Source organism: Isoptericola sp. b515 (assembly GCF_030588125.1).
Taxonomy (GTDB): Bacteria; Actinomycetota; Actinomycetes; order Actinomycetales; family Cellulomonadaceae; genus Isoptericola; species Isoptericola sediminis.
Genome location: NZ_JAUQYR010000001.1, coordinates 994,440 through 1,020,986, shown reverse-complemented (window position 1 = coordinate 1,020,986; position 26,547 = coordinate 994,440). Strand labels below are relative to the sequence as shown.

The 26,547-nt window shown below is 70.5% G+C and carries 26 protein-coding genes; 9 read left to right on the top strand and 17 right to left on the bottom strand.

The window, feature by feature from the left end; genetic code table 11:
- Positions 1-13: 13 nt before the first annotated feature.
- Positions 14-619, bottom strand: coding sequence for a TetR/AcrR family transcriptional regulator (locus tag Q6350_RS04640; RefSeq protein ID WP_305065502.1), 606 nt, complete (start codon positions 617-619; stop codon positions 14-16).
- A 93-nt stretch (positions 620-712) separates the two neighbouring features.
- Here Q6350_RS04640 and Q6350_RS04635 point away from each other — a divergent pair, with 93 nt between their 5' ends.
- Positions 713-1,555: an alpha/beta fold hydrolase gene (locus Q6350_RS04635; protein ID WP_304603033.1), complete on the top strand. Its 843-nt coding sequence runs from the start codon at positions 713-715 to the stop codon at positions 1,553-1,555.
- A gap of 83 nt (positions 1,556-1,638) precedes the next feature.
- Here the strand turns inward: Q6350_RS04635 and Q6350_RS04630 are convergent, their stop codons facing one another.
- Positions 1,639-2,046 carry a RidA family protein gene (locus tag Q6350_RS04630; protein WP_305065499.1) on the bottom strand — a complete coding sequence of 136 codons (408 nt, stop codon included), beginning with the start codon at positions 2,044-2,046 and terminating at the stop codon, positions 1,639-1,641.
- Between the two features lie 79 nt (positions 2,047-2,125).
- Here Q6350_RS04630 and Q6350_RS04625 point away from each other — a divergent pair, with 79 nt between their 5' ends.
- Together Q6350_RS04625 and Q6350_RS04620 are read left to right on the top strand one after the other, a co-directional pair.
- Positions 2,126-2,506, top strand: coding sequence for a helix-turn-helix domain-containing protein (locus Q6350_RS04625; protein ID WP_305065497.1), 381 nt, complete (start codon positions 2,126-2,128; stop codon positions 2,504-2,506).
- A 116-nt stretch (positions 2,507-2,622) separates the two neighbouring features.
- On the top strand, positions 2,623-3,642 hold the full coding sequence (locus tag Q6350_RS04620; RefSeq protein ID WP_305065495.1) for a bile acid:sodium symporter family protein: 1,020 nt from the start codon (positions 2,623-2,625) through the stop codon (positions 3,640-3,642).
- Positions 3,643-3,673: 31 nt separating this feature from the next.
- On the opposite strand, the gene Q6350_RS04615 is transcribed toward Q6350_RS04620, so the two are convergent.
- Entirely contained in the window at positions 3,674-4,357 is a 684-nt protein-coding gene (locus Q6350_RS04615; protein ID WP_305065492.1) for a type 1 glutamine amidotransferase domain-containing protein, read from the bottom strand.
- A 151-nt stretch (positions 4,358-4,508) separates the two neighbouring features.
- Here Q6350_RS04615 and Q6350_RS04610 point away from each other — a divergent pair, with 151 nt between their 5' ends.
- Both Q6350_RS04610 and Q6350_RS04605 read left to right on the top strand, forming a co-directional pair.
- Positions 4,509-5,327, top strand: a complete 819-nt coding sequence (locus Q6350_RS04610) for an alpha/beta fold hydrolase (protein WP_305065490.1) — start codon at positions 4,509-4,511, stop codon at positions 5,325-5,327.
- Positions 5,324-6,376, top strand: a complete 1,053-nt coding sequence (locus Q6350_RS04605) for a S66 peptidase family protein (protein WP_305065489.1) — start codon at positions 5,324-5,326, stop codon at positions 6,374-6,376. Before Q6350_RS04610 ends, Q6350_RS04605 begins: the two co-directional genes overlap by 4 nt.
- Before the next feature lie 67 nt (positions 6,377-6,443).
- On the opposite strand, the gene Q6350_RS04600 is transcribed toward Q6350_RS04605, so the two are convergent.
- Entirely contained in the window at positions 6,444-7,463 is a 1,020-nt protein-coding gene (locus Q6350_RS04600) for an aldo/keto reductase (RefSeq protein ID WP_305065487.1), read from the bottom strand.
- Between the two features lie 118 nt (positions 7,464-7,581).
- Here Q6350_RS04600 and Q6350_RS04595 point away from each other — a divergent pair, with 118 nt between their 5' ends.
- Positions 7,582-8,169, top strand: coding sequence for a TetR/AcrR family transcriptional regulator (locus Q6350_RS04595; protein ID WP_305065485.1), 588 nt, complete (start codon positions 7,582-7,584; stop codon positions 8,167-8,169).
- On the opposite strand, the gene Q6350_RS04590 is transcribed toward Q6350_RS04595, so the two are convergent.
- The 9 genes from Q6350_RS04590 to Q6350_RS04550 all read right to left on the bottom strand — a co-directional run bounded on the left by Q6350_RS04590 (position 8,166) and on the right by Q6350_RS04550 (position 16,592).
- A complete protein-coding gene (locus Q6350_RS04590; RefSeq protein ID WP_305065483.1) occupies positions 8,166-8,321 on the bottom strand; it encodes a hypothetical protein in 156 nt (51 codons plus the stop codon). The genes Q6350_RS04595 and Q6350_RS04590 overlap by 4 nt on opposite strands.
- Before the next feature lie 200 nt (positions 8,322-8,521).
- A complete protein-coding gene (locus Q6350_RS04585; protein ID WP_305065482.1) occupies positions 8,522-9,706 on the bottom strand; it encodes an AI-2E family transporter in 1,185 nt (394 codons plus the stop codon).
- A 120-nt stretch (positions 9,707-9,826) separates the two neighbouring features.
- Positions 9,827-10,726 (bottom strand): carbohydrate kinase, encoded by a 900-nt coding sequence (locus Q6350_RS04580; RefSeq protein ID WP_305065480.1) that lies wholly within the window; start codon positions 10,724-10,726, stop codon positions 9,827-9,829.
- 35 nt (positions 10,727-10,761) lie between these two features.
- A complete protein-coding gene (locus tag Q6350_RS04575) occupies positions 10,762-11,940 on the bottom strand; it encodes a fructotransferase (RefSeq protein WP_304603021.1) in 1,179 nt (392 codons plus the stop codon).
- Between the two features lie 21 nt (positions 11,941-11,961).
- Entirely contained in the window at positions 11,962-12,165 is a 204-nt protein-coding gene (locus tag Q6350_RS04570) for a twin-arginine translocation signal domain-containing protein (protein ID WP_304603020.1), read from the bottom strand.
- A gap of 90 nt (positions 12,166-12,255) precedes the next feature.
- Positions 12,256-13,200: a carbohydrate ABC transporter permease gene (locus tag Q6350_RS04565; protein WP_304603019.1), complete on the bottom strand. Its 945-nt coding sequence runs from the start codon at positions 13,198-13,200 to the stop codon at positions 12,256-12,258.
- A 17-nt stretch (positions 13,201-13,217) separates the two neighbouring features.
- Positions 13,218-14,087 (bottom strand): carbohydrate ABC transporter permease, encoded by an 870-nt coding sequence (locus Q6350_RS04560; RefSeq protein ID WP_304603018.1) that lies wholly within the window; start codon positions 14,085-14,087, stop codon positions 13,218-13,220.
- 80 nt (positions 14,088-14,167) lie between these two features.
- The gene (locus Q6350_RS04555) at positions 14,168-15,469 is read right to left on the bottom strand and encodes an ABC transporter substrate-binding protein (RefSeq protein WP_304606412.1); all 1,302 of its coding nucleotides are present in this window, start codon (positions 15,467-15,469) and stop codon (positions 14,168-14,170) included.
- A 97-nt stretch (positions 15,470-15,566) separates the two neighbouring features.
- Positions 15,567-16,592 carry a LacI family DNA-binding transcriptional regulator gene (locus Q6350_RS04550; protein ID WP_305065476.1) on the bottom strand — a complete coding sequence of 342 codons (1,026 nt, stop codon included), beginning with the start codon at positions 16,590-16,592 and terminating at the stop codon, positions 15,567-15,569.
- 171 nt (positions 16,593-16,763) lie between these two features.
- On the opposite strand from Q6350_RS04550, the gene Q6350_RS04545 reads away from it, so the two are divergent.
- The 3 genes from Q6350_RS04545 to Q6350_RS04535 all read left to right on the top strand — a co-directional run bounded on the left by Q6350_RS04545 (position 16,764) and on the right by Q6350_RS04535 (position 20,108).
- Complete coding sequence (locus Q6350_RS04545) at positions 16,764-18,116, top strand: glycoside hydrolase family 172 protein (RefSeq protein WP_304603015.1); 1,353 nt, start codon at positions 16,764-16,766, stop codon at positions 18,114-18,116.
- Position 18,117: 1 nt separating this feature from the next.
- A complete protein-coding gene (locus Q6350_RS04540; protein ID WP_305065473.1) occupies positions 18,118-19,344 on the top strand; it encodes a glycoside hydrolase family 32 protein in 1,227 nt (408 codons plus the stop codon).
- A 245-nt stretch (positions 19,345-19,589) separates the two neighbouring features.
- On the top strand, positions 19,590-20,108 hold the full coding sequence (locus Q6350_RS04535) for a hypothetical protein (RefSeq protein ID WP_305065471.1): 519 nt from the start codon (positions 19,590-19,592) through the stop codon (positions 20,106-20,108).
- 2 nt (positions 20,109-20,110) lie between these two features.
- Here the strand turns inward: Q6350_RS04535 and Q6350_RS04530 are convergent, their stop codons facing one another.
- From Q6350_RS04530 to dnaB, 4 genes are all read right to left on the bottom strand, one after another.
- Positions 20,111-21,382: an RICIN domain-containing protein gene (locus tag Q6350_RS04530; protein WP_305065470.1), complete on the bottom strand. Its 1,272-nt coding sequence runs from the start codon at positions 21,380-21,382 to the stop codon at positions 20,111-20,113.
- A 330-nt stretch (positions 21,383-21,712) separates the two neighbouring features.
- Positions 21,713-22,981: a type II toxin-antitoxin system HipA family toxin gene (locus Q6350_RS04525; protein ID WP_305065468.1), complete on the bottom strand. Its 1,269-nt coding sequence runs from the start codon at positions 22,979-22,981 to the stop codon at positions 21,713-21,715.
- Positions 22,978-23,238, bottom strand: coding sequence for a helix-turn-helix domain-containing protein (locus tag Q6350_RS04520; protein ID WP_304606421.1), 261 nt, complete (start codon positions 23,236-23,238; stop codon positions 22,978-22,980). Before Q6350_RS04520 ends, Q6350_RS04525 begins: the two co-directional genes overlap by 4 nt.
- 347 nt (positions 23,239-23,585) lie before the next feature.
- Entirely contained in the window at positions 23,586-26,303 is a 2,718-nt protein-coding gene (gene dnaB / locus Q6350_RS04515; RefSeq protein WP_370375365.1) for a replicative DNA helicase, read from the bottom strand.
- Positions 26,304-26,547 lie beyond the last annotated feature (244 nt).

Genomic DNA, 26,547 nt, shown 5'->3' with positions numbered 1-26,547 from the left:
CGCGAGGGCGCGGTCACCGTGAGTCAGCGGTGGTCCCCACCCGGCTCCCGCCCGACGCGGCCGCCGCGTCGAGCAGGACTTCAGCAGCGGCACGGGCCTGCGGCGCGACGTCGTCGTCCCGGGTGATCGCCGCCGCGGTCTGCGCGCCCTCGACGAGGAGGTCGACCTGCAGTGCGACGTCATCGGGGAGCCCTTCCCGGCGGACCAGGTCGCGGACGTACGCCCGGACCGACTCCTTCTGCTCACGCACGGCGGCCACCACCCGGGGCGACGTCGCGCCGAGCTCGCCGAAGGAGTTGATGAACGCACAGCCGCGGAAGTCGTCCTCGCGGAACCACGCCTCGAGGAAGTCGAACACGGACAGCAGCTGCTCCCGGGGTGAGCCCGCCCCCTCGGCGGCCCGGTCGACACCGCTCCACCAGATCGTCGTCCGGTGGGCCAGCACGGCGACGACGAGATGCTCCTTGGACGGGAACAGGGCGTAGATCCGCTTCAGCGACATCCCCGCCTCGGCGCGGACCGCGTCCATGCCGACGTTCTGGATGCCACGGACGTAGAACAGCCGGTCGGCGGCCGTGACGATCGCCTCCCGGGCGCCCGCGTCGTCGAGCTTCGTCACGCCGACCACCTCCCGGGAACAAAACCATCGTTCTCCAGGTTACGGCCCCCAACGGAGAACGATCGTTCTCCACCATTCGGAGGGAACGCCACCATGGGCTACATCACCGTCAGCCACGAGAACAGCACCGACGTCGAGATCTACTACGAGGACCACGGCACCGGCCAGCCCGTCGTCCTCATCCACGGCTACCCGCTCGACGGCAACAGCTGGGAGCTGCAGGCCCGCGAGCTCGTGGACGCCGGGTACCGCGTCATCACCTACGACCGCCGCGGGTTCGGCCGGTCGAGCAAGGTCGGGGCCGGGTACGACTACGACACGTTCGCCGGGGACCTCGACGCCCTGCTCGAGAACCTCGACCTGCGCGACGTCATCCTCGTGGGCTTCTCGATGGGTACGGGCGAGCTGGCCCGGTACGTGAGGAAGTACGGGCACGACCGGGTCGCCAAGCTGGCGTTCCTCGCCTCGCTGGAGCCGTTCCTCGTCCAGCGCGACGACAACCCGGAGGGTGTGCCGCAGTCGGTCTTCGACGGGATCGCCGCGACGGCCCGAGCCGACCGCTACGCCTGGTTCACGCAGTTCTACCAGGACTTCTACAACCTCGACGAGACCCTCGGCAGCCGGATCTCGGAGGAGGTCGTCCGGGCCAACTGGAACACCGCCGTCGGCTCCGCGCCCGTCGCGGCCTACAGCGTCGTCCCGGCCTGGATCGAGGACTTCCGGCCCGACGTCGAGGCCGTCCGGGCCGCGGCCAAGCCGACGCTCATCCTGCACGGGACGAAGGACAACATCCTGCCGATCGACGCCACCGGCCGACGTTTCCGCGACGCCCTGCCCGAGGCGGAGTACGTCGAGATCGAGGGTGCGCCCCACGGGCTGCTGTGGACGCACGCGTCCGAGGTCAACGAGGCGCTGCTGGAGTTCGTCCGGTCCTGACCGGACGCCCCCAGGGGTAGACGACGAGTCCCGGCCGGATCATCGATCCGGCCGGGACTCGTGCGTGCGCGGTGCGGCGGCTCTCAGTCGGTGACCGCGATCGCCTCGACCTCGACGAGGACGTCGGGCTCGAACAGGATCTCGACCCCGATGAGCGACGACGGCGGCAGCGGCTGGGGCAGGCCGAGCTCCGCGGCGACGTCCCCGACGCCGGCCAGGAAGTCCTCGATGCGGTCCGGTCGCCATCCGGTCACGTAGAACGTGAGGCGGACGACGTCGGCGAAGCTCGCGCCGCCCCCGGCCAGCCCGACCGCGACGTTGCGCAGCGCGTCCGCGGTCTGGCCGCGGAGGTCGGCGGAGAGCGCCTGCCCGTCGGCGTCACGGCTGACCTGACCGGCCACGTGGACCTGGCGGGTGCCCGTCGCGACGGCGACGTGGTGGTAGGGAACGGGCTGCGTCATGCCCTCGGGCGACACATAGGTGACGGTCATGGGAATCCTCCTGTACTCGGTGATCTGGTTTCTGTAAGGTACCTAGTAGCAGGAAGTCACTACAACGAGACCAGGTTTCATGAACGACACCACGTCACCCTCACCACACCTGACGATCGCCCAGCACCGACGCGACCTGCTCGACCAGGTCCTCGACAAGTGGTCCCTCGAGATCCTCGAGCTCCTGTGCGAGCAGCCCCTGCGGTTCAACGGGCTCCGTCGGGCCATCCCCGGGGTGACGCAGAAGTCGCTCAGCGCGACGCTGCGGCGGCTCGAACGCAACGGCATCGTCACGCGGGTCGTGCTGTCGACCCGCCCGGTGGCCGTGGAGTACCGCATCTCGCCCCTGGGCAAGACCCTCCGGGAGCCCGTCGACGCCTTGATCATCTGGGCCGCCGAGAACGCCGACGAGGTCGAGCGCGCGCGGGACGCGTACGACCAGGCGTCGGCGGAGAGCTGAGAGGTCGCGGCGAACGCCTCGCCCTCGTCACGGACAGGCCGTCGACGTCGGACCAGACGCCCGTGCACGTCGCACGCGTACCGTACGGTCGACGCGACGACCGAGAGGGACCACCTGTGACACGACGATCCAGCCTGTGGCGCGGGGTACGCCTGTGGGTCGACCCGTTCGTCGTCGCCATCGTCCTCGCGCTCCTGATCGGGGTCGTCGTCCCCGTCCCGGACGGCGCGCGGGGAGTGCTCGACGTCGTCACCGACGTCGCGATCGCCCTGCTGTTCCTGCTCTACGGGGCACGGCTGCCGACGCGGGAGATCTGGCGGTCGCTGACCGACTGGCGCCTGCAGGGACCGCTGCTCGTCGCGACGTTCGTCGTGTTCCCGCTCGTCGGGCTCGGCGTCTCCGCGGCCGTCGGCCCGGTCGTCGGCCAGGGCATCGCCGTCGGGCTGCTCTGCGTCTCGCTCCTACCGTCCACGGTGAACTCCGCCGTCGCGTTCACGTCCGTGGCACGCGGCGACGTCGCCGGAGCGATCTGCGGGGCGACCGTGTCGAACGTCGTCGGCATGGTCGCCACTCCCCTGCTGGTCCTCGGTCTGATGAGCGGAGCGGTCGCCGGTGACGGCGCCGTCGGGGCGGACGGTCTGCAGACCGTGCTGCTGCAGCTCCTCGCGCCGCTGGTGCTCGGTCAGCTCCTCCAGCCCTGGGTGGGCGGGCTCGTGCGGCGGCACAAGGCCGTCACCACGGCCGTGGACCGCGGGACGATCCTGCTCATCGTGTTCACGGCGATCAGCGGCGCCACCGCCGAGGGCATCTGGGCGGACATGACCGTGGGGGTCGTGCTCGTGCTCGTCGGGTCCGCCGGGGTGCTGCTGGCCGTCATGCTGGCCCTCACGTGGTGGGGCGGCCGGGCGCTGGGGCTGCCGCGCGACCAGCGGGTCACGCTGCTGCTCGTCGGGGGGATGAAGTCGCTGGCCACGGGCCTGCCGATGGCCTCGGCGCTGCTGCCCGCCGCGACGCTCGCCGTCGTCGTCGTGCCGCTGGTCGTCTTCCACCAGCTCCAGCTCGTGGTGTGCTCCGTGCTGGCCCGCCGGCTCGGGCAGGAGCCCGTGCCCGCCGAGGCCGGGGCCGGGCGGGGATGAGCCGGTGGGTGCCGGGGGTTCCTGCTGAGCCTCAGAGCAGCTCGGCGACCGTCTCGGCGGTCTTCTTCGCGGAGCCGGGGTTCTGGCCTGTGACGAGGCGTCCGTCGGCGACGGTGTACGGAGCGAACGGCAGCGTTGCCTTCTGGTAGCGCGCGCCCCTCTTCTTCGCCTCCTCCTCGACGTTGTACGGCACGAGCTTGTCGACGCGCGCGACCACCTCTTCGGTCCAGGCGAAGCCGGTGACCTGCCGTCCGGCGAGGAGGAGGGTGCCGTCGGAGAGCAGCGTGTTGAGCAGGCCGCAGTAGCCGTGGCAGACGGAGGCCACGACGCCGCCCTGCTCCCAGATCTGTCGGGTGATCCGCTGCAGGCCCTCGCTGTCGGGGAAGTCGTACATCACCCCGTGACCGCCGGTGAAGTAGATCGCGTCGTAGTCCGCGGCGTCGATCTCGTCCGGGCCGGCGGTGTGCTCCAGCAGCTCCATCCGGTCCGGGTCGCCGTGCCATGCCTTGGCGGTCTTGTCGTAGGTCGGGAACTTCAGGGACCGCGGTTCCAGGGGCGAGCGCCCGCCCTGCGGGCTGACGATCGTCTGCTCGAAGCCGTGCTCGGCGAAGACGTGCCAGGCGTGCGTGAGCTCGGACAGCCACAGTCCGGTCGGGTGCGACGGGTCGTCGTAGTGGCCGACGTTGGTGACCACGTGGAGGATGCGTCGGGTCACGGGTGTGCCTCCAGTCGAGCGGGTGTCGGGACCTGACCATCCAAACCGACGGCGAGGATCACGGCGACCGCAGCGTGCACGCGCTGCCCCCTAGGCTCAGGTGTGCCGCCCCCACACTGCTGCGCGGCGAGGCCGTCGAAAGTCGAGATCGATGCAGACCACCCTGGGAACGAACGGCCAGAGCTCCGGTGAGCCGGCGCCCGTGGTGCTGATCTCCCCGGCGATGGCCATCGGCTCCCGCTACTACCGGCCGGTGGTCGCGGCGTTCGAGGAGGCCGGGTGGGACGCGCGCGCCCTGACCCGTCGCGGCTTCGAGGACCCGTCGGTCACGGCCGGCCGGGGGCTGGACTGGGCCTACCAGGACGAGATCGACGACATCGCGGACGCCGTCGCCGCGGCACGCCGGGAGCGTCCGGACCGTCCCGTCCTGCTGCTCGGCCACAGCCTCGGCGCGCAGCTCGCGGCGGGGTACCTGCTGACCGGCGGCAGAGTGGACGGGCTGATCACCGTCGCCGGAGCCCTGCCCTACCACCGCCACTTCCCGTACGGCGGCCTGCACCTCGTGCTCATGGGAGGCGTGATCGTGCCGACGCTGACGGCCGTCTTCGGGTACCTCCCCCGGCCGGCGTTCGGCGGTCCCGGCGCTCGCACCCTCATGCGCGAGTGGGCGACGATGGCACGGAGCGGACGGCCGCCCTTCCCGACCGCACCACCCATCGCGACGCCGTCGCTCGTCGTCAGCCTCGACGACGACCCGCTGGCACCACGCCGGGCGGTCGAGGCGTTCGCCCGCGACCTGTTCGCACCCGGGACCGTCACCCGCTGGCACTACGCCGACCGCGAGGTGCCCGCCGGAGCCAGCAACGACCACATCCGCTGGGTCCGGTCCCCCGAGCGGGTGGTCTCCGCCGCGGTGGACTGGTGGGCCGGGAATCAGGTTCCCCCGTCGCCCGCACCCACGGCACCATGACGGACATGGAGCTCATATCGCCCCGCAAGCCCGCACCCGGTGACAAGGTCGCCGTCGTCTCGCCGTCGTTCGCGGCACCCGGGTTCGCGCCCGCGGTGCACGAGCAGGCCATGGAGCGGCTCCAGGAGATCACCGGTCTGGTCCCGGTCGAGTACCCGACCACCCGACGCCTCGGCGCGACGCCGCAGGACCGCGCCGCAGACCTCAACACCGCCTTCGGCGACCCCGAGATCCGTGCGGTGCTGGCCACGATCGGCGGCGAGGACCAGATCACCGTGATCCCGCACCTCGAGGCCGACCTGGTGCGCGCCGACCCGAAGCCGTTCCTCGGGTACAGCGACAACACGAACCTGCTGAGCTGGCTGTGGACGCACGGCGTCGCGGGCTACTACGGCGGGTCGACCCAGGTGCACCTCGGGCCCGGGCCGTCCGTCGACCCGGTCCACGCCGCGTCCCTGCGCGCCGCCCTGCTCACCGGTGAACGCCTGGAGATCACCGAACCCGGCGAGGCCGAGGACTTCGGTGTCGACTGGCAGGACCCGGCCGCCCTCACCTCGTTCGGCGACCGCGAACCCACCGAGCCGTGGACGTGGGCGGGGCCCGAGCGGTCCGTCACCGGGCGGACCTGGGGCGGCTGCCTCGACGTGCTGCCGTGGATTCTCACCGCGGGCCGCTTCCCGACCGACCCTGCCGTCGTCGACGGCGGCGTCCTGCTGCTCGAGACCTCCGAGGAGCTGCTGCCCGCCCGGGAGGTGGGCTTCGTCGTGCGCTCCCTCGGCGAGCGCGGGCTGCTCGACGCCGTCGACGCCGTCGTCGTCGCGCGCCCACCGACCACGTCGTTCGACGTGAAGCTCACGCCCGCGGAGCGCACCGTGAAGCGCGCCGAGCAGCGCGACGTCGTCATCGAGTCCGTGCAGCGCTACAACCCGGAGGCCGTGATCGTCGTCGGCGTGCCGTTCGGCCACACCCGGCCGCAGTGGATCCTGCCGTACGGCGGGATGCTCACGGTCGACGGGGCGGAGCGCCGCGTCTGGGCCGACTACGCGTAGGTGACCCGGGGGCGCCCGACTCCTCGGGCGCCCCGGGTCACCTGGTTCGAGGACGGGGCGGTTCAGCTCACCGACGGCGCAGCGCCGCGTCCTGCAACGCCGGCGGGGCGTCGTTCTTCTCGTGCGCAGCCAGGTCGGTGCCGGGCGCCACGATCGCGTCGATCGCGTCGAGCACCTCGGCCGTCAGCACCGTCTCGGCGGCCGCGAGCTGCGAGGCGAGGTGGTCGGGCGTGCGCGGCCCGATCAGGGCGCTGGTGACGCCGGGATGGGCGGTCACGAATCCCAGCGCGAGCTGGACGAGGCTCAGGCCGGCCTCCTCGGCGACGGTCGCGAGCTGCTCGACAGCGTCCATCCGCGCCTGGTTCGCGCGGTCGGCGAGGTCGAACCGCTGCGGCATGAACGCCGCGCGGTGGGTGGTGACCTCCTGGCCACGGCGCACGGCTCCGGAGAGCCATCCCGACGCCAGCGGACTCCACACCATCACTCCGAGGCCGTACTCCTGAGCCACCGGCAGCACGTCCCGCTCGACGCCACGCTGCAGGATCGAGTAGCTGGGCTGCTCCGTGACGAACCGTCCGGTCTTCGCCTCGGCGGCCGCCCACTGCGCCTGGACCATCCGGTAGGCCGGGTAGGTCGAGGTGCCGAAGTGGCGGATCTTCCCGGCCCGCTGCAGGTCCGACAGCGCCGCGAGAGTCTCCTCGTCGCTCGTGGCCGGGTCCCACCGGTGGATCTGGAACAGGTCGACATGGTCGACCCCCAGCCTGCGCAGGCTCGCGTCCAGCGCCGTGGTGAGCCAGCGCCGCGACGCACCTCTCTGGCCAGGCCCGTCACCCATCGGGAGCCCGGCCTTGGTGGCGAGCACGACGTCGTCGCGGCGGCCGACGAGGGCCTTGCCGAGCAGCTCCTCCGACTCCCCTGCGCTGTAGACGTCGGCGGTGTCGACGAGGTTGATCCCGGCATCCAGCGCGGTGCCGACGAGGGTGTCGACCTCGGCCTGCGTCGTGCCGCCGATCTTCCCGAAGTTCATCGTGCCCAGCGCCAGGCTGCTCACCTGGATGCCGGTGTGCCCGAGCGTGCGGTACTGCATGAGCGTTCTCCTGTCATGAGGATGGTGCGGTGCAGCGAGGGTCTGGCATCATTGAAGCGGAACGCTGCTCCGTTAAATATACGGAGCGATGTTCCGTTTAGCAAGGAGGAGTCCTGTCATGCCCACCACCGAGTCCGACCGCAGCGAGCCCGCGGCTCCGTCCCGGACGCGGCGCTCCGACGCCCGGCGCAACGAGCAGGCCCTGCTCGGCGCCGCGGCGCGGGTGTTCGCGGAGTCAGGGATCGACGCCCCGGTGCGGCTCATCGCCGCCGAGGCCGGGGTCGGGATGGGCACCATCTACCGGCACTTCCCCTCCCGTGCCGAGCTCGTCGCCGCCGTCTATCGCCACCAGGTCGACGCGTGCGTCGACCTCGGCGAGTCGCTGCTCCAGGGCGACTCGTCACGCTTCGCCGCACTCAGCGAGTGGATCGACGCCTTCGTGGACTTCCTGGCGACCAAGCACGGCCTCGCCTCCGTCCGCACCAGCGACGAGTCGGGCAGCGGGCTGCACGACTACTTCCTCGACCGCCTCGTGCCGATCTGCGACCGCCTCCTCGCCGCAGCGCGCGAGGACGGAGAGGTCGCCGTCGACGTCAGCGGCTACGAGCTCATGCGCGGCATCGGCAACCTCTGCCTCTTCTCCGGTGACGACGGCCGCTACGACGCCCGCAGGCTCACCCACCTGCTCCTGGCAGGCATGCGTTAGCGGAAGCCCGGAGCCGCGACGATCCGGAGCCGCCACCCCAGGGCTGCGGCCGCGACCGCCAGGCACAGCCAACCCAGACCGCTGACCAGAGCGCTGTGCGCGGCGACCAGCCGCTCCACCGCGAGCGCACCGCCGTCCGCCGTCCGGCGCACCGCCGTACATCGTCGAGACGTACCAGCGGTTGCCCCACCGGAAGCCGTCCGCGATCGCCAGCAGAGCCGCGACAAGAGCCATGAACCGGGCCGTTCTCCGCAGGTGATGCACGAGGTGAAGGTAGCGGGTCCGGCGCCGGGCGGAGGCGCCTGGTCACCGATGTGGGTGGGGCGGCACGGCGCTGGCACCACCGGCGCCGTCAGACGGTCTCGACCCGCTTCTGCCGGGCGAACTTCGCGGGCAGGTCGGGCCCGTCCCACACCTGGATCGCCCGCCAGATCGACGCGGCGATCGGCACGGCGAGCACCGCGCCGGTGATGCCGACGAGCACCGTCCCGGCCGTCAGCGCGAAGAGGATGACGAGCGGGTGCAGCCTGAGCGTGCGGCCCATGACGATCGGCTGCAGGAAGTTGCCCTCGAGCTGGTTCACGCCGACGACGATCGCGACGACGATCAGCGCCTCGACCGGGCCGACGGCGACCAGCGCGACGAGCGCGGCGAGGATGCCGGCCAGGGTCGCGCCGACGAGGGGGACGAAGGCGAGCAGGAAGACCAGGACCGACAGCGGGAGCGCCAGGGGGACGCCCACGATCGCGAGGCCGATGCCGATGCCGATCGCGTCGACCGCCGCCACGATCGCCGTCCCGCGGACGTAGTTGCCCAGGGTCTGGATGGTCGCCGTGCCGACGCGCCGTCCCCGCTGGTACGCCTCGCCGTCGAACGGGCGCAGAAGGAACTCCCACATCGCGGGGCCGTCCTTCAGGAAGAAGAACAGGACCACGACCATGATGAAGAAGCCCGCGACGAAGTCCGCGGTCTGCGACACCCCCTGGAGCGCACCGGACCCCACCGCGCTGGACTGGAGGAAGTTCACCGCGGAGTCCCGCACCGAGCTGATCTGCTCGGAGGAGATCTGGAACGGCAGGTCCTGGACGTAGGTCTGCAAGGAGTCGAAGCCGTCGAGCGCCTGTTGCTGAAGCTCGTCCCACTGGTCGACGACGGCCCGCACGACGAGCCACAGGACGGCACCGAGGATGGCGAGCAGCGCGATCAGCGCGAGCCACGTCGCGAGGATCGACCGCGCCCCGCGGCGGCGCAGCCAGGACACCAGCGGTGAGATCGCCGCGGCGAGGACCAGCGCGATGAGCACCGGGATGACCACCAGGGTCAGCCGGGTGCTCGCGAACACCAGCACGCCGACGAGGGCGATCACCGCGAGCGCCTGCACCGAGCGCGTCGCGACCTTGCCCATGCCGTCGGACCACAGCTTCGACGCACCCAGCGGCTCGGTGACGACCGGCCGGGAGGCCTCGACGTCGGGCACCTCCGGCGGACGGCGGCCGGCCGGGCGGGCACGTCGGGCACGTCGGCCGAAGAGACCCATCGACTTCCTTCCCTCGCTGAACCGGTGGACCCGGACGTGTCGACCGTAGTGCGACCGCCCCGTGACGCGGTGGCGGCGCGCGGGGCGCAGCCCCAGGGACCCGATGGTCGCGCTCCGCCCCTAGGCAGCGAGCTCGTGCCGCCACGGGGGGTTGGCCCCGGCGCGCGCGACGGTCACGGCCGCGACCTCGCCGGCGAACTCCACGATCGGTGCCAGGGTCTCCACCGACACCCCACGCAGCGCTGTACGCGCGTCCGCTCCGAGGGGCACCAGGTCGAGCAGTCCGTGGATCAGCGCACCCATGAACGAGTCGCCGGCACCGATGGTGTCCACCACGTCGACGCTGCGTCCCGGCACCTCTCGGCAGGACTCCCCCGTCAGGAGCACCGAACCCTCGGCCCCCCGTGTGACGACGACGGCCCCGGGCCCGGCGGTCGCCCACCGCCGCAGGACCGTCATCGCGCCCTCGCCGGGATAGAGCCACGCGAGGTCCTCGTCCGAGACCTTGACGACGTCCGCCAGGCCGACGAACTGTTCCACCCGGCCTCGCACCGCCTCGCGGTCGGGGCAGATCGTCGGGCGCACGTTCGGGTCGTACGTGACGAGCGCGGTCTCGCGCGACCGGTGGAGGAGCCGCAACACGTCATCGGCCCCGGGCTCCAGGAGCGTCGCGATGCTGCCGACGTGAACCAGCGGCGCCGTCCCGACGCCGGAGAGGTCCGGTGACCAGGTCAGCGCGAAGTCGTACGTGGCTCCCCCGTCGGCGCCCAGGCGAGACGTCGCGACCGACGTCGGGCCCCCGTGCTCGCACCCGGGAGCCAGTACCACTCCCGACGCCGACAACCACTGCTGCACACTGCGGCCCCTGTCGTCCCGACCGAGCTGGGTCGCGAGCCGCGGTCGACGGCCGAGCCGACCGAGCGTGACCGCCACGTTCGCCGGACTCCCTCCGGGATGCTCCCGGACAGAACCGTCGGCGGCGACGACCTCATCGATCAACGCCTCGCCGACGACGAGCACGTCATGGTCCGGAGCGGGGTGCCTGAGCGGGGCTCTCACGGCGTCGCCACGAACGACGTGCTCGAGCTCAGATCCTGCAGCTGTCCCGCGGTTCCCGACCACAGGACCTTAGACGAGGTCGCGCTCGCGTCCACGACGTGTCGCACGGCCATGGTCGCGGCGAGCTGGTTGCTGGAGAGGAAGTTCCTCGCGCCGCTCTTGACGAGGACGACGGTCGGAGTGGCCCCTGCAGGGACGACGGCCCCGCTGCCGACGTCGAACGAGAACATGTTGGCCGTCACCGCGTTGTCGTCACCGTTGAGGTGCAGCATCCCGTAGAGGTCGTCGTTGCGCGCCGGGCCACCGTCCCCGTGGATCCGCCGGAAGTGGTTGCCGGAGATGAGGTGCTCATGGCAGGGGGTCTCCTGCACGATCATCCCGGAGAAGTTGCTCACGAGCTTGTTGCCCGTGATCACGGCTCGGTGGACGCTCTTGCACTGGATGCGAGCCCCCCACAGCAGACTGTTGCCGTTGATCAGGCAGTTCTCGGCGTTCTCGACGAAGATCGAGTTACCGCCCCAGGGCGTGACGATGTAGTTGTTCGTGATCTTTCCGGCGATCGAGCCGTTGATCATCCTGACCCCGTGGCCGCACTCGCCGATGAAGTTGTTCGTGATGCTGTAGGCGTCGGCGTTGCGGACGGTGAGGGCTTCCTCGAGGTAGACGAAGCCCATGCCCTCGACGCGGATCGCGTCGTTGTCGTACTCGAACCTGATGCCGGTCTTGCCGTTGCCGTTCGTGCCGACATAGGGCTTGGCGCTGTTCATGCCGTCGAGGCAGAAGTCCTGGAAGACGACCGAGTTGAGCCGACCGTTCGTCCCCGGGTCACCCACCCGGTCCACGAGGAAGCCCACCTGACCGTCGTTGGCGATCTGGACGTGGCTCGACCCCGGGAGCGTCTCGACCCACGCCGAGTGATTGACGTCGTCCCGGATCGCCTCCGACAGGAAGCCGTGGCCGGAGCCCTTGATCGTCAGGAACCCGACGTCGACGACCACCGTCGTCCGCAACACGTAGTGACCCGGGGGGATGTAGACGACGGCGCCGGGACGGGTGGCTTGACCGGTCTGCCGTGCGTGGATGTCGGCGATGATCTCGTTGATCACCTGCCCGATGTCGTCCTGCGGCGAGACGCTCGCGGCAAAGGTGGTCACGTCGTACACGGTGGAGGCCACGGGAGTTGCTCCTTCGGGTGGTCAGATCAGGCCGGTGATGGCGTCGTAGGGCGGGAGCTCAGGAGCCTCCGCCGCCGAGGCGGCGTGCATCTCTACCGGTCCGCCGTCGAGCACGGTGAGCGGGACAGCGGCCGCGGCGGCGACGCCGAGCGCGACGAGCACCTGGCGTCGTGAGACGAGGTCGTGACGTGCGGAGGGGGCGGCCGCGTCGTTGCGGTCATCCATGGGTTCTGCCTCTCTTCTCGGGCTGGATCTGGTGCGACGACGCAGCGAGCGCGATCGGACCGACGGCCCTGGCGGGCTACGTACGGGCCGTCACCCCTTGACCGCGCCCGCCGTCAGACCGGCGATCACGTGTCGCTGCAGCACGGCGTAGATGGCGAGCTGGGGAAGCAGCACCAGCGTCGCCGCGGCCATCATCCCGCCGTAGTTCACGGAGTACTGGCCCTGGAACTTGGACACGGCCAGCGACACCGTCGCCAGGTCCGGGTCGTTGATGAGGACCGACACGAAGGGGAACTCGTTGAACACGTACACGACGTTGAAGATCACGACGGTCGCGAGGATCGGGCGCATGACCGGGAGGACGACGGACCAGCAGATCCGGAACAGACCGGCGCCGTCGATGATGGCGGCCTCCTCGAGCTCCCCCGGCATTCCGCGCAGGAACCCGGTCAGCAGCAGGGTGTTGAAGGGGATGGACACCACGGCGTACGGGAGGATCACCGCGGCGTAGGTCCCGAAGATGCCCAGCGCCAGGTCGAGACGGTAGACCGGGAAGAGCAGCACGTAGACGGGCACCGCGAGCCCCGCCAGGAAGTACAGCAGCAGCGCGGACTGCACGCCGCGTCGCCGGAAGACCATCCGGGTCAGCGCGAAGGACGCCATGAACGAGACGGTCGTGCCGATCGTCACCGCGACGGCGGCGATGATGATCGTGTTCTTGTACATCTGCACGAGCGGCAGCGTGGCGATCGCGTCCCGGTAGTTCTCGAGGGTCAGGGTCTGCACCGAGAACGGGTCCGAGAGGATCTGGTCGCTCTGCTGGAAGGACAGCAGGACGATCCAGAGGATGGGCAGCACGACGAGGAAGGTGACCAGGTACGCGATGCCGGCGACGATGATCCGCGTGCGCACCCGTCGGCGGCGCTCGGCGGCGGGCGACCGGGTGGGCCGGTGCTGCTCGCGTCCGCGCCGACGCTCGGTGGCCGGCACGGGCGGCGGCGCGGTCTCGCGACCGGCGACGGTGGCAGAGGTCATGGGTGCGCTCCGGGAGTTCATGCGGACCGGCCGCGGCGTGCGAGGGCCAGGTAGACGAGCGATGTCAGCGCGCCGAGCACGAGCACGACGACGGCGATCGCCATGCCGGCCCCGTAGCGCTGGCTGGTGAACGTGACGAAGTACATGTAGCTGACCAGGGTCTCGGAGCGGTGGACGGGACCGCCGCCGGTCAGCATGTAGACGAGCTCGAAGATCTTGAAGACGTTCGTGACGAGCAGGATCGACACGATGCCGATGGTCTCGCGCATCATCGGGACGGTGACGTGGAGCAGCTGCTGCCACCGGGTCGCCCCGTCGAGCGAGCTCGCCTCCATCACATCGTCGGGCAGCTGCTGCAGGCCGGCGTAGAAGATCGTCATGGCGAAGCCGATGCTCGCCCAGCTGAAGACGAGGGCGATGGAGTACGGCGTGAGCGAGTCGCCGCCGATCCACTGGATCTCGGGGATGCCGAGGGGGACGAGCAGCCGGTTGAGCAGTCCGACCCGCGGGTCGAGGATGAACACCCAGACGAGACCGACGAGGATCGGCGCCACGATGGCCGGTCCGAACAGGAGTGCCCGGAGCGCTCCTGCGGCCCGGATCCTCTGCTGCATCAGCAGCGCCAGGGCGAAGGAGGCCGGCACCAGGAAGGCCACGCTGACCACGAGGATGATGACGGTGTTCTTCAGGGAGAGCCAGAAGAACGGGTCGTCGCCCAGCGCGGCGTAGTTGTCGAGCCCGACGAGCCGGGGAGCGCTGAAGCCCTGCGCGTCGGTGAGGCTGTAGCCGACGCCGTACAGCACCGGATAGGCGAAGAACAGGGTGAACAGGACCACCGCGGGCAGCACCATCACCGCGATCCTCCACCGCGAGCTGAGCCAGATCATGACGGTCGTTCCTTGTCTCGACGATGCTGCGGGTTCGGTCAGGGACGCGGGTGCGCCGCTCGGCGGCGCACCCGCGTGCCTCACTCGGCGTCGAGCGCTCGCTGCACGAGCGCGGCGGCTTCCTCGGGGGTGAGCTGGTCCTGGATGACGCCGTAGATCGAGTCGTAGATGGCGTTCGACACGGCGACCGGGAACACGAGGTCCGGCTGGGTCCCGGGCGTCGACACGCCCTCCTCCCGAGCGGCGTCGAGCGCCGACTTCAGGACCGACTGCTCCTCCTCGTCGAGCTCCGGCTCGTAGGTCGTGACGGGCGGCTGACCGTTGTCGACCATGAGCTGCTGCGCCTCGTCGCTGTAGTAGAAGCCGAGGAACCGCTCGACGGCGTCGAGCTTCGCCTCGTCCTCACCGACCTTCTTCGCGACGACGAGGGGGGCGGAGGCCACGTTCATGATGATGTTCTGCTCACCGACGCCGTCGGCGAACGTCGGGCCCTTCCAGAAGGTGGTGTGCGGCGCGACCTCGGAGTCCTGGATCGCCCCCGCGGCCCAGACACCCGCGTCGAGGAAAGCCGCCTCGCCCTGGAGGAACTGGTCCACCGCCTGCTGGTAGGTCTGGGTGGACACGTTGCTGGAGAACGCCCCGGCGTCGCGCAGCTCGGCGATGTGCTCGTACATCCGCACGAAGTCGGGGTTCTCCCACGACTCCGATCCGTCGAGCAGGCCGTCCATCCTCTCCTCGAACCCGAAGCGGTCCAGCCACACGAGGAACTGCCAGACGCTGAACGCCGACTGGCTCGCGCCGTTCGAGATCGTCACGACGTCCTCGTCGGCCAGCGTCTCGGCGACCTGGAGCAGCTCGTCGAACGTGGTCGGCGTCGACAGGCCGTGGTCGGAGAGGACCTGCGTGTTGGTCCACAGACCGGTCAACAGGCCCTGGTACGGCACGCCGAAGACCGTGCCGTCCGACGTGAAGTACTCGACGGTGGTCGCGGGCAGGCTGTCGATGACGCCCTGCTCCTCCAGGATTGGCTGCAGGTCCAGCAACCGGTCGCCGGCGAGCATCTCCTCGGCGTTCGACTTGTAGACCCAGAAGACGTCGGGGAGCGTGTCGCTCTGCGCGGCGATGGACAGCGACTGCAGGTGCTCGGCGACCGGCTGGCCGCTGACTTCGACGTCGACGTCCGGGTTGGCGCTCTCGAAGGCCTCCACGATCGCCCAGGTGGCGGGGTCGGCGGTCTTCACGTCGGGGTTCTGCATGGAGAGCGTGATGGTCGTGGGGCCGCCCTGCTCGGCGTCACTCGCCTGGGAGCAGGCGGCGAGCGGCAGGAGCACGGCGAGTGTCACCGCGGCGGCGACGGGGCGGCGGAAAGGGTAGCCAGGCATGTCTCGTCCTTCGTTGGGTGAGGCCCGGGGGCGGATACGGCTAAGCGAAACGTTTGCGCGAATCGTTTGCGAGGTTACGCGCGCCGCTCGACGGCTGTCAAGAGATGGGTGGCGCGTCAACTTCCGGGACACGGTAGTCCTCGGTCGACTCCCGCAGCTCGAGGCGTTGGTTGAGCCGGAGCGTGCGCGGGCTCGCCTCCGGGGACGCGATCCGGTCCATCAGCAACGAGACCGCGGCCTCGCCCATCTCGAACGCCGGCTGCCGCACCGTCGTGATCGTGGGTCGGAACAGGTCCGAGTGGCTGAACCCGTCGAACGCGGCGAACGCGATCTGCTCGGGCGTCGCGATCCCCGCGTCGCGCAGACATTCGAGACCGACGACCGCCAGCGGCGTGCTGCAGGCGATGACACAGGTCGCGCCGCCGGAGCGGAGGGCGGCCGCCACGTGGGCGCGGACCGACGCGGTGTCGACGGCGTCGACGATCGTCTGCTCGCCGAGCTCGGAGTCGGGGACGGCGTCGCGGAAGCCCTGGCGGCGCTCGGCGAGCGTGGGGACCCGCTGATCGCCGGCCACCAGCAGGAAGCGTCGGTGGCCCGCTCCGCGCAGGTGCGTCACGAGGCGGCGCATGGTCTCGCGGTTGTCCGCCCCCACCTGGTCGTGCGGCGAACCGTCGAACACACGGTCGAGCAGGACGACGGGCCGGGTGTCGTCGGCGTCGAGCCGGGTGCTGACGGCGCGCCCCGAGCCCGCGCAGTGGGCCAGGATCAGCCCGTCCACGCGGCGCGCGAGGAGCGTGCTCACCGCACGTTCTTCGCGTTCCGGGTCCTCGGCCGAGTTGGCGAGCACCAGGGTCAGCCCGCGTGCCGCCGCGGCGTGCTCCACCCCGTGGACCATCTCCGCGAAGGCAGGCTCGCCGGCGTCGGACACGACCAGCCCGATGCTGTCCGTCCGTGACCGGCGCATGGCGCGAGCCACGGCGTCCTGGCGGTAGCCGGTCTTCTCGATCGCGGCCGCCACCCGCTTGCGGGTCGCCGGTCGGACCGGCCGCGTCCCGTTGAGCACGTGCGAGACGGTCGACGTGGACACCCCGGCCATGCGGGCGACTTCGACGATGGTCGCCATCGACCACTCCAATCAAACATTTTCCTGGTCGGCCCCACCGGTCGCGGAGCCTGTACCTACAGGCTTTTCAGTCCTTGCGCGCAGGATACGCGTCGTCTACGCTGCGAATCCAGGCACGCAAACGTTTCGATGCGTTCTTCCTGGCCACAGAGTCGTCGCGAAAGGACAGTCATGACCCCCACCCCCGCCCCCGGTGGGCTCCTCGGAGACCTCACCCGAGCCCGACCGGGACGCAGCGCCCGGGCGTCCAGCTTCGACCAGACGGGTCGCAACCGCGACAACTGGATCGTGATGCCCGGGGAGGAGCGCGTCCTCGCCGACCTCGAGGGGCCCGGGTTCATCACCCACATCTGGATGACCCAGTCCTGCCGCGTCCAGCCGGGTCCCGGTCAGATCGCTCCCGACGTCGTCGGCGTCCCGATGCTCGAGATCCACAACGCCCTCGGGGTCAGCTGGGAGGTCGTCGACCCGGACTACTACCGGAAGATCCTGCTGAAGATCTACTGGGACGACCAGGAGACACCGAGCGTCATCGCGCCGCTCGGCGACTTCTTCGGTCTGATGAACTCCCTCTCGGGCAGCTACGACTCCCTGCCGCTGTCGGTGTCCGCCAAGGAGCCCGAGCTGCACAGCTTCGGCGGCAGCGCGGCGTTCAACAGCTACTTCCGGATGCCCTTCGGCAAGCGCGCCCGCGTCGTCGTCGAGAATCAGAACGACATCCCGTACCTGCAGTACTTCTACATCGACTACGAGCTCTCGCCGGAACCGCTGCCGGCCGACACGGTCTACTTCCACGCCCACTGGCGCCGCGCCCTGCCCAACCGCGGGTGGGGTCCGGACCTGCAGACCAACAGCATCGAGACGACGGTGGCCAACCTCGACGGTGCGGACAACTATGTCGCGCTGGAGACCGAGGGCCGCGGGCACTACGTGGGCTGCAACCTCGCCGTCCGCCACTTCCAGGGATCCTGGTGGGGCGAGGGCGACGACATGATCTTCATCGACGACGACACGTGGCCGCCGAGCCTGCACGGCACCGGCATGGAGGACTACTTCGGTCACGCCTGGGGCATGCAGCGCAACGCCTACCTGTTCAACGGGACGATCGTCCACGAGGAGGACGTGCCCGGATTCCACCACAGCTACCGGTTCCACCTCGTCGACCCGATCCGCTTCGAGAAGCGGATCAAGGTGACGTTCGAGCACGGTCACGGCAACCACCTGTCCGACGACTGGTCCTCGACGGCGTACTGGTACCAGACGCTCCCCTCGCCCGTCCTCACCGTGCCCGAGGTGGAGGAGCGGCTGCCGCTGCGACCCGTCGACCGGGTCATCGAGGCGCCGCTGCCGCCCCTGACCGACGAGCAGGAGGCCGCCCGCCGGGCCGCGTCCGACCGGATGGAGCGGTTCGTCGCCGAACGTGACGCGCTGCGCGCGGAGCGCCGTCGTGAGGTCGACGACTGGGAACGCGGGAACCTCGACCAGGCGCGCGCCGTCCGCCGCGCCTACGACGGGGGGCGATGAGATGCGACCGCACCTGCACTTCACCGCGGAGTCCGGCTGGATCAACGACCCGCACGGCCTCACCTGGCACGACGGCGCTTACCACCTCTTCCACCAGTTCGTGCCCGGCAGCATGGAGTGGGCGCCGAACTGCCACTGGGGACACGCCGTCGGCCGCGACCTGCTCACCTGGGAGCGTCGTCCGGTGGCGATCGCGCCGGGTGACGGTGACGACGGCATCTGGACCGGGAGCCTCGTCGCCGAGGACGGCACGGCGCGCATCCTGTACACCTCGGTGGTCCGGCCGGACATCGGGATCGGGCGGGTCCGGGTCGCCGTACCCACCGACGACACCTGGGACGAGTGGACCAAGGGCGACGTCCTGGTCGAGGCGCCCGACGACCTCGACCTCATCGCCTACCGCGACCCGTTCGTCCTGCGCGAGGACGACGGCTGGCGCATGTTCGTGGGCGCCGCGGACCGCGCCGGCACGGCCATGGCCCTGACCTACACCTCGGCGGACCTGACCGACTGGGCCTACGACGGCGTGGCCGCGTCCCGCTCGACCGACGAGCGCTCACCGGTCTGGATGGGGGCGCTGTGGGAGTGCCCGCAGTTCTTCGAGGTCGACGGTCGCTGGGTCATGGTGAGCTCGATCTGGGACGACGACGTGCTGCACTACGCCGGCTATGCGATCGGTTCATACGCCGATGGTCGCTTCGAGGCCGACACCTGGGGCCGGCTCAGCTTCGGTGACAGCTACTACGCGCCGTCCTTCTTCCGGGACCGTGACGGTCGCCCGTGCCTGATGTTCTGGATGCGAGGTGTGCATGACGACGACGCCGGATGGAGCAGCTGCCTGAGCGTTCCCCATGTCCTGTCCGTCGTCGGCGAGCGCCTCGTCGCCACCCCGCACCCCGACCTCGACGCACGACGCGGGCGGGAGGCCGTGGACGGCGACCAGGTGATCGACGCGGAGTGGGCGCCGCACCCTGGAGGGGATCGTCTCGTGCTCACCGCCGGGGACCTGGAGAGCGCCGCCGTCTCCGCCGCCGACGGCGTCGTCCGGCTCGACCGGCCGGGGTGCAAGACCACCGAGATGCCGTGGACGGGCGGGGCGCTCCGCGTCGTCGTCGACGGACCGACGATCGAGATCTCGTCGCTCGACGGAGTGCTCGGTGGACCCATCACGCCCCTGAGCACGGTGCTGCCGGTGGCCGGGGAGCTGCGCACCTGGAAGGTCGACTGACGGTCCGGTTCCCCTGAGCCCCCAGGCATGCAGGATGACATCCACTCTGCTGCCGCCGACGGCGGGCCCCCGCGGCTGCGGGGGCCCGCCGTCGTACACCGCGCCGAGTTCGCCCCGCTCTGCGATGCCGCCGACGGGTTCCACCCCACACCAGCGTCGCCCCCCGGGGGTGTGGGCTCCCCGACTGTGCCTACGCTGTCGCGAACGGCGCGCGACGGGGCGGCCGGCGTCGGACAGGAGCCGTCATGGCACGCAGCAGCGACCAGCAGTCCACGCGCACGCAGTCCCGGTACGACCGCACTCTCCGCACGCGGCTGCGCGTCGCCGACGTCGCGGCGTGGCTGCGGTCCGGCGGGATCCAGCTCGTGTGGCTGCTGGTCCTCGCCGCCGGCGCCGCCATCCCCCTCACGCAAGCGGTCGCCCCCGACGGCCAGAGGTGGATCATCCCGACACTGGGCTTCCTCGTCGTCGTGGGTGCGGGCGTCGAGAGGATCTTCAGCCGCACGACGCCCGCCGCCGTCGCGCTCGACGTCCTGCGCCGCGAGCTCGCACGGGAACATCGCCTGCACCTGACCACCGCGGGGGCCTACGCCGGCGCGCCCGACCCGGACCGCTTGTACGTGGAACGCGTGGAGGCGCACATCGCCACCTACGACGGCCGCATGACCGACTATCGCGCGCACCAGCTCGAGCCGGAGCGACCCGGGGGCGTCGGACCCTCGGGGCGTCCCCCGGAGAACGGTTCGTCCCGGGACGGGACCTGATCTCAGTCGAAGGCGGGACGCACGTCCGTGACGACCCATCGCCGCGACGCCTGCGCGGTGTTCTCCCGGGTGACGACGCCGTAGTCGTACGACGGCGTCGCGTGCGCGTCGAGGATGCGGCCCGAGCTGACCTGCTGGATCCGGAACGCGTCACCGTCGGGAAGCATCCGCCACCGACGAGAGGCCTGGTTGCCCGGCCCCGGCCCGCCGCGCGTGCAGGCTCGGAAGTCCTGGGAAGCGTCCTGGTGCGCGTCGAGGTACCGACCGTTGCTGAGCTGCTGGATCCACACCGACCCGTCGCCCACCTCCGTGAGCACCCAGTGCCGCGAGGCGATGCGCGCGTCCCTGTCGCGGGTGACGGCGATGAAGTCCCCGGAACGGTAGGCGTCCAACGTCCGGCCGACGCTCTGCTGGTCGATGCTGACGATCCGCGCGGTCGGGTCGGCCATCGTCCTGACGAGCTGGTCGTAGTAGCCCGGCACCGTGGTCTCGAGGTCGAAGGGCTGCAACGCGATGCTCGGCTTCTCGCGGGTGCCGGACACGCCGCCCGTGACGACGACGTCGAACCCGCGGGCACCCGTCAGGACCGTCGTCCAGGGGGCGACCTTGGAGTCCGCCGCGATCGAGACGAGCCCCGCGCCCGAGACGACCAGGCCGGCGCCGAACACGAGCGCGGCGCCTCCGGTGGCCACGGTCAGGGCCACCCCTGCCGCCGCGATGGTCCAGCCCGTGATCGCCTTGCCGTTGTGGTCGATGCTGTTCAGCTCGCTCGGCTTCTCGTCGACGCTGAACGCCGGCAGGATCGTGAGGTCGTGGTCGCCCGCCTCGGAGAGCGAGAACCAGTCGAAGTCGCCGGCTGCCAGGTTGTTGCGCACCTGCTGCAGCACGTTCCCCCACGAGATGCCCACGTGGACCGGGATGTTCGCCTCGTTCACCACGAGCAGGCGCCTGACCGCTCCGGGGGCGGGCGGGAACGGCTTCACCTCACGCCGCTCGCCCGGTTGACCCGAGAGCGGCATCTCCGTGGCACGTCCGCGGGCGTGGACGGAGGTACCCGTGACGATCAGGTCGACGCCGGTCTTCACCACGTCGTCGTACCGGGACGTCGCGCCGTTCTTGATCTCGAGCCGCACCTGCCCGAACGCGTTGTCGCTCCATGCGGCGGCGCTGCGCGCACCGATCCACCCGTCCGCGAGCCCTGACACCCGGACCAGGTCATCGGGCCTGAACACGCGCCAGTACAGCCTCGTGTCCGTCTGATTCTCGATCTTCATGGCGACCATCCCGTTCGGAGGACCCTGCTGCGGCACACGCCCGCGTCGTCGCGGTGGAGCCTCTCCTTCCGGGCCGGCCACTTGAGGCTATGTCCAGATCCACCCGCACGCCCCGTCGAGGGGGATCCGAATCCTGGTGCCGCCCGGGCGTCGACCCGGACCCGCACCCCGTTTCGGTCGGGGTTGCCGGCGAGGACGGCGCACTCGTCCGGGTCACCATTGCTGCCGGCGACGAGCTGGAGGCGGAGTTCTCGAACGGGTGCTGGGTTGTCCGGGACGGGTCGATCAGCCGGGCCGGACCGCTGTTCCCGAACGGCTAGGGGCCTTCCGTCATTGCCTCAGATGGTCGAGCGTGGTGGCGCACAGGGCTCCGACCCGCTCGATCAGGCGCACGCCGAGCTCGTCATCGGCGTGTGACTGCGCGCTGACGCCCTGCTCGAGCGCGGACGGAATTCGTTCGGCGAGGTCGGCCACGATCTCGCGCATCTGCCTCGGGCTGAAGCGCGCGAGGCGCGCCATGCGGTCCCAGTGGCGCCCGGCGACGTCCCCGAAGATCCGGTGCCCGCCGATCGACATCGCCGAGCGGTCCAGCTCGGCATCGGCTCCGGTGGCTTCGTACGGCAGCCCTGAGGCGACGTCGTACAGGGGGGCGAGGCGTACCTGGGAGCCCGCCAGGAGAACGGAGTAGTTCTTGGCGTGCGCGTCGGGCGCGCCGATCAGGTAGTTGAACGCGACCGCCGTCAGGAACGCTCGCACGTCGCGGTCGGGTCGCGTGCTCCGGTCCCGCAACAGCTCCGCGATCCGCGCGACGCCGGGCCCGCCGGACGCCTCGTACTTCCTGCGGGGGAACACCGACAGCGCCTGGCACATGTCTTCCTGGTGCAGGCGGACGACCTGATCGCCGGACCGGCGCCGGTCGTAGCGGGCGATCACAAGGGCCGGCTGACCGGCGAACGCGGTGTACTCGGTGGCGACGGCCTCCAGCCCGCAAGCGGCGGCCGCCCGCAGGCACAGGTGCTCGTTCAGGGCCTGGTCGCGGTAGCCGCTGACGCCGGGCTTGACGATGTGGGTGGAGGGTGAGGCTCCTTCAGGTTCGCTCCAGCGACCCTCCCCGGAGCGGGTGAGCGTGAACTTGCCCTGGGCTCCGGCCAGGGACCACCGTTCGCCGGACACCACCCAGGACGTGTCATCCGTGCGCAGCGCGGCCAGCCGGGAGGCGATGTCCTCCTGGGACAGTGCCCTCAGGTGCGTCGGGCGTGTCAGCGCCTCCTCGACGCCCTCCGGAGGGACGAACTGCACAGCGCCGGCGCAGTCCAGCCCCATGTGCTCCAACAGGGCGAAGGAGTTGGTCGCCGACACGCCCCATCGGTCCGCCCAGCGCTCACGGACGTCCAGGCCGTCGGGCAGGAGACCCGCCATGTAGGCGTCCACGGGCTTGCCGGCGTGAACCTCCAGCACCGTCGGCATCGACATCGACACCGGGGTCGCATCCGGGCCGGTGTAGCCCGGCTCGTAGGTCAGGTGATGGCGCCCGTGGGCGTCCTGCGTCGCGGTGGCGACCTGCCGACCGTAGAGCAGCACCGCCAGCTGCCGGGTCACAGCGGCTCGGTCTCCGTCTCGAGGACGTCCAGGGAGAAGGTCTGGGCGGGGCCCCGCTCGAGGCGCAGCTGCAGCCCGAGCGCCTTGACCATCGCCAGGACCTTGCCCAGCTCGCCGTTCGGGTGCCCCCGCTCGATGAGCCCGACGGTCGGTCGGGAGACGCCCGACCGTCGGGCCAGCTCCTGCTGCGTCCAACCCGCCGCACGACGGGCGGCGCGCAGCTGGGCGCCGATGCCCGCAGCGCTCGTCCCGTCCATGTCTGTCAAGGTACGCCTACATTGTGGAATGTCAAAGAACCACGTCATGGCGGGAAGTTAGCGTACCCCGTCATCGCGGAGTGGCTGGAGCCCGTCAGCCCGCTCGTTCTTGGCGTCAGGGGGCTCCAGGATCGCCGTCGGCCTGCTGCGCGACGAGCCCGTCCCACGTCCGGGATCCGCTCGCCGGGCAGGTACTGCTCGACGCCGTGAAGGCCGGCGGTTTCCGGGAGCCCGAGGACGGCCGTGCTGTGCCGGTGTGCCCATCGCTCGGTCGCTGCGAGCTGGTCACCGGTGAAGTGCGGCAGGATGCTCGCTGCAATCTAGGCTGCACGTCGACAAAAAGCTCGCTAGACCTGCATGTCGACGAAGCGCGAGTAGTGGCCCTGGAACGCCACCGTGATGGTGTCGGTCGGACCGTTACGGTGCTTGGCGACGATCAGGTCGGCCTCACCCGCGCGCGGGGACTCCTTCTCGTAGGCGTCCTCGCGGTGCAGCAGGATGACCATGTCGGCGTCCTGCTCGATGCTGTTGTGGACAGCGATGCCGTTGGCGATGAAGTTGTGGGTGCCGAGCACCGTCGCGTCGAAGACCTGTTTCTCCCCCACCGGCTCGATCGACACGACCTCCTCCCACAGCAGGTCGTTGACGGCCTCGATCTCGAGATCAGCCTCGTCGAGCACCTCAGCGACGACGCCCAGCCGCTGGCGCCCGCCGTCCTGAACGGTGACCGTTCCTGCAACAACCACCTGGGCACTGAGGACGTCGCGCACCTCGTCCCAGATGTGGCGGGTCCCCCCTCGCGCGCCGGACGACTGCGCACGAACCTGCTCCAGCAGCCGAGCCGCCGCAGCGGTCTCCGAACCGTCGATCCCGATCTCCTGCAGGAACCGTCGCAGATCGTCGACCCCGTCGACGGTGAGACGCGGGTTCGAGGGTGCCGTTGTGACCCGGGTGGCGATGCCGAATCGCAACAGGAGCCGGGCGACTCCCTCGAGGACCCGCCGCGATCCAGGCAGCGTCACGCGTCCATCGTCGTCCGAGCCCAGCACTGCACCGCGATCGGTGAACAGCGTCTTGAGGAAGAGCGCGATCTGGTCCTTCGGCAGGTGGAAGACCGCTGCCGGGACGCCGAGCTCGGGAGCAGCCCAGTCGCCGTCCGCGAGAGAGGCAACCTGCGCCGACGATTCACCGCCACCGAGCAGGTGCGCCAGCATGACGACCTTGCGGTCGTCCCACGCAGTGTTCTGCTCCGGCCCCGGGACGTGCCGCGGCACACCGAGCCTGGACCCGACCTCGAGCTCGCCGAGGGGGGTCCAGCCCTCGTAGGTGAGGAACGGGTGGTTCGCCGTCGCCTCGATCTCCTTGCCGGACGCCAACCGCAGCCGGTACACCGGCTTCACCCCGGTGGAGAACACGTGGGTGAGGTGGCGGCGCACGTACTGCAAGCGGTCGTTGAGGGCCCACACCGGCACGTCGGTAGCGCCCTCCGCGTGGAGCTCACCCATCGTCGTTTCGGCGCCCGTGTCGGCGCGGAGGATCTTCGTGTCCTCGGTCAGGCAGCCCGACTCACGCAGGTCCGACATCTGCGGCTTCTTGTCGCTGCGGGTCTCGGGACCACGGTTCAGCTGCGACAAAGCGATGACCGGGACCTCGATCTCCTTCGCGAGCAGCTTCAGCGCACGCGAGAACTCGGAGACCTCCTGCTGCCGGGACTCGACCTTCTTGCCGGACGTCATGAGCTGCAGGTAGTCGACGATGACGAGCTCGAGGTCGTGCTTCTGCTTGAGCCGGCGGCACTTGGCGCGGATCTCGGTCAGCGACATGTTCGGCGAGTCGTCGATGAACAGCGGCGCCTCGGAGACCTTGCCCATGATCTTGGCCAGCTTCTGCCAGTCGTCGTCGCCCATGGAGCCGTTGCGCAGCTTCTGCAGGTGGACCCGCGCCTCGGCGGACAGCAGACGCATCGTGATCTCGTTGCGGCTCATCTCGAGCGAGAACACCACGGAGGTCTTCTGGGCCTTGATCGACGCAGCGCGGGCCAGGTCCAGCGCCAGGGTCGAGTTGTGGGTCGGGATCATGGCCCGGCTCGCCAGGTAGAGGTGATCCGCATGATCGATCTGGACGCAACGCACCGGCACCGACACTGTCGGGCGCACGGCCACGATCTTCCAGGCCGCGCCCGGGCGCGACACCGAGTGCGCCGCGCCGCGATCCATCGACGCCACGATCGCCTCGGTCGTCCGCACCGACGTATCGACGGGATCGCCGGTCAGGCTGGTGGCCCACTCGTGCTGGGCGTCCGCGACGATCGTCGTGCCGTCGTCGAACTCCACCTCGTAACAAGGCCGGTCGGTCAGGACCTCGGTGGCCTCCACGACGCGCGTGGGCGTGCCGTCGGGGGCGAGCAGCTCGTCGCCGACGGCGACCTCGCCCATCGTGGTCCAGCCGTTCGGCGTCGGCAGCGGGGTGTCGAGCGCGAGCGCCTTACCCATGGCGGGTCGCGCGGCCACGACGATCATCTGCCCGGGGTGCAGACCGTTCGTCAGGCGGTCGAGGTCCGCGAACCCGGTGGGCACGCCGACCATGCCCTCGCCACGGTTCCCGGCGGCCTCGATCTCGTCCATCGTGCCGCCGATGATGTCCGCCAGCGGCGCGTAGTCCTCGGTGGTCCTGCGCTCGGTGACGGCGTAGATCTCCGCCTGGGCGTTGTTGACGACGGTCTCGACGTCGCCGCCGTCGGTCGCGTACCCGAGCTGGACGATCTTGGTGCCGGCCTCGACGAGACGGCGCAGCACGGCCCGCTCTCGCACGATGCGCGCGTAGTAGCCGGCGTTCGCGGCGGTCGGCACCCCGGCCATGAGGTCGTGGATGTAGGAGGCGCCGCCCATGCGGCCGATCTCGCCGCGCTTGGTCAGCTCGGCCACGACCGTGATGGCGTCGGCCGGCTCGCCGCGGCCGTAGAGGTCGATGATCGCCTCGTAGATCGCCTCGTGCGCCGGCCGGTAGAAGTCGTTGCCGCGGATCTGCTCGACGACGTCGGCGATCGCGTCCTTGGACAGCAGCATGCCGCCGAGCACGCTCATCTCGGCGTCGAGGTCCTGGGGAGGGGTGCGGTCGAAGGCCGGCCGTGATCCGTAGCCTGCTTCGAGCTCCTCGATCGACATGCGTCCCCCAGTCCGGTTCTCACCGGAATCAATGCCCCGCGTGGGCTCGTTCACCGGTCGTCAAGGTCTTGTTCTAGCGTGCGCCTCTGACAGTGTGGATGACGCTAGGCGCGCCCAGGGACCGACGCAACGGACCCTGTGGACG

Coding starts and splice junctions, on each gene's coding strand:
- Q6350_RS04560 (WP_304603018.1), bottom strand. CDS start 14,087: ATGATCTGGCTCAGCTCGCGGTGGAGGATCGCGGTGATGGTGCTGCCC.
- Q6350_RS04555 (WP_304606412.1), bottom strand. CDS start 15,469: ATGCCTGGCTACCCTTTCCGCCGCCCCGTCGCCGCCGCGGTGACACTC.
- dnaB (WP_370375365.1), bottom strand. CDS start 26,303: ATGCTGCTGTCCAAGGACGCGATCGCCGACGTCGTCGAGCAGATCCGC.
- Q6350_RS04635 (WP_304603033.1), top strand. CDS start 713: ATGGGCTACATCACCGTCAGCCACGAGAACAGCACCGACGTCGAGATC.
- Q6350_RS04585 (WP_305065482.1), bottom strand. CDS start 9,706: ATGGGTCTCTTCGGCCGACGTGCCCGACGTGCCCGCCCGGCCGGCCGC.
- Q6350_RS04530 (WP_305065470.1), bottom strand. CDS start 21,382: ATGAAGATCGAGAATCAGACGGACACGAGGCTGTACTGGCGCGTGTTC.
- Q6350_RS04600 (WP_305065487.1), bottom strand. CDS start 7,463: ATGCAGTACCGCACGCTCGGGCACACCGGCATCCAGGTGAGCAGCCTG.
- Q6350_RS04540 (WP_305065473.1), top strand. CDS start 18,118: ATGCGACCGCACCTGCACTTCACCGCGGAGTCCGGCTGGATCAACGAC.
- Q6350_RS04605 (WP_305065489.1), top strand. CDS start 5,324: ATGACGGACATGGAGCTCATATCGCCCCGCAAGCCCGCACCCGGTGAC.
- Q6350_RS04535 (WP_305065471.1), top strand. CDS start 19,590: ATGGCACGCAGCAGCGACCAGCAGTCCACGCGCACGCAGTCCCGGTAC.
- Q6350_RS04625 (WP_305065497.1), top strand. CDS start 2,126: ATGAACGACACCACGTCACCCTCACCACACCTGACGATCGCCCAGCAC.
- Q6350_RS04630 (WP_305065499.1), bottom strand. CDS start 2,046: ATGACCGTCACCTATGTGTCGCCCGAGGGCATGACGCAGCCCGTTCCC.
- Q6350_RS04610 (WP_305065490.1), top strand. CDS start 4,509: ATGCAGACCACCCTGGGAACGAACGGCCAGAGCTCCGGTGAGCCGGCG.
- Q6350_RS04545 (WP_304603015.1), top strand. CDS start 16,764: ATGACCCCCACCCCCGCCCCCGGTGGGCTCCTCGGAGACCTCACCCGA.
- Q6350_RS04550 (WP_305065476.1), bottom strand. CDS start 16,592: ATGGCGACCATCGTCGAAGTCGCCCGCATGGCCGGGGTGTCCACGTCG.
- Q6350_RS04565 (WP_304603019.1), bottom strand. CDS start 13,200: ATGACCTCTGCCACCGTCGCCGGTCGCGAGACCGCGCCGCCGCCCGTG.
- Q6350_RS04570 (WP_304603020.1), bottom strand. CDS start 12,165: ATGGATGACCGCAACGACGCGGCCGCCCCCTCCGCACGTCACGACCTC.
- Q6350_RS04520 (WP_304606421.1), bottom strand. CDS start 23,238: ATGGACGGGACGAGCGCTGCGGGCATCGGCGCCCAGCTGCGCGCCGCC.
- Q6350_RS04595 (WP_305065485.1), top strand. CDS start 7,582: ATGCCCACCACCGAGTCCGACCGCAGCGAGCCCGCGGCTCCGTCCCGG.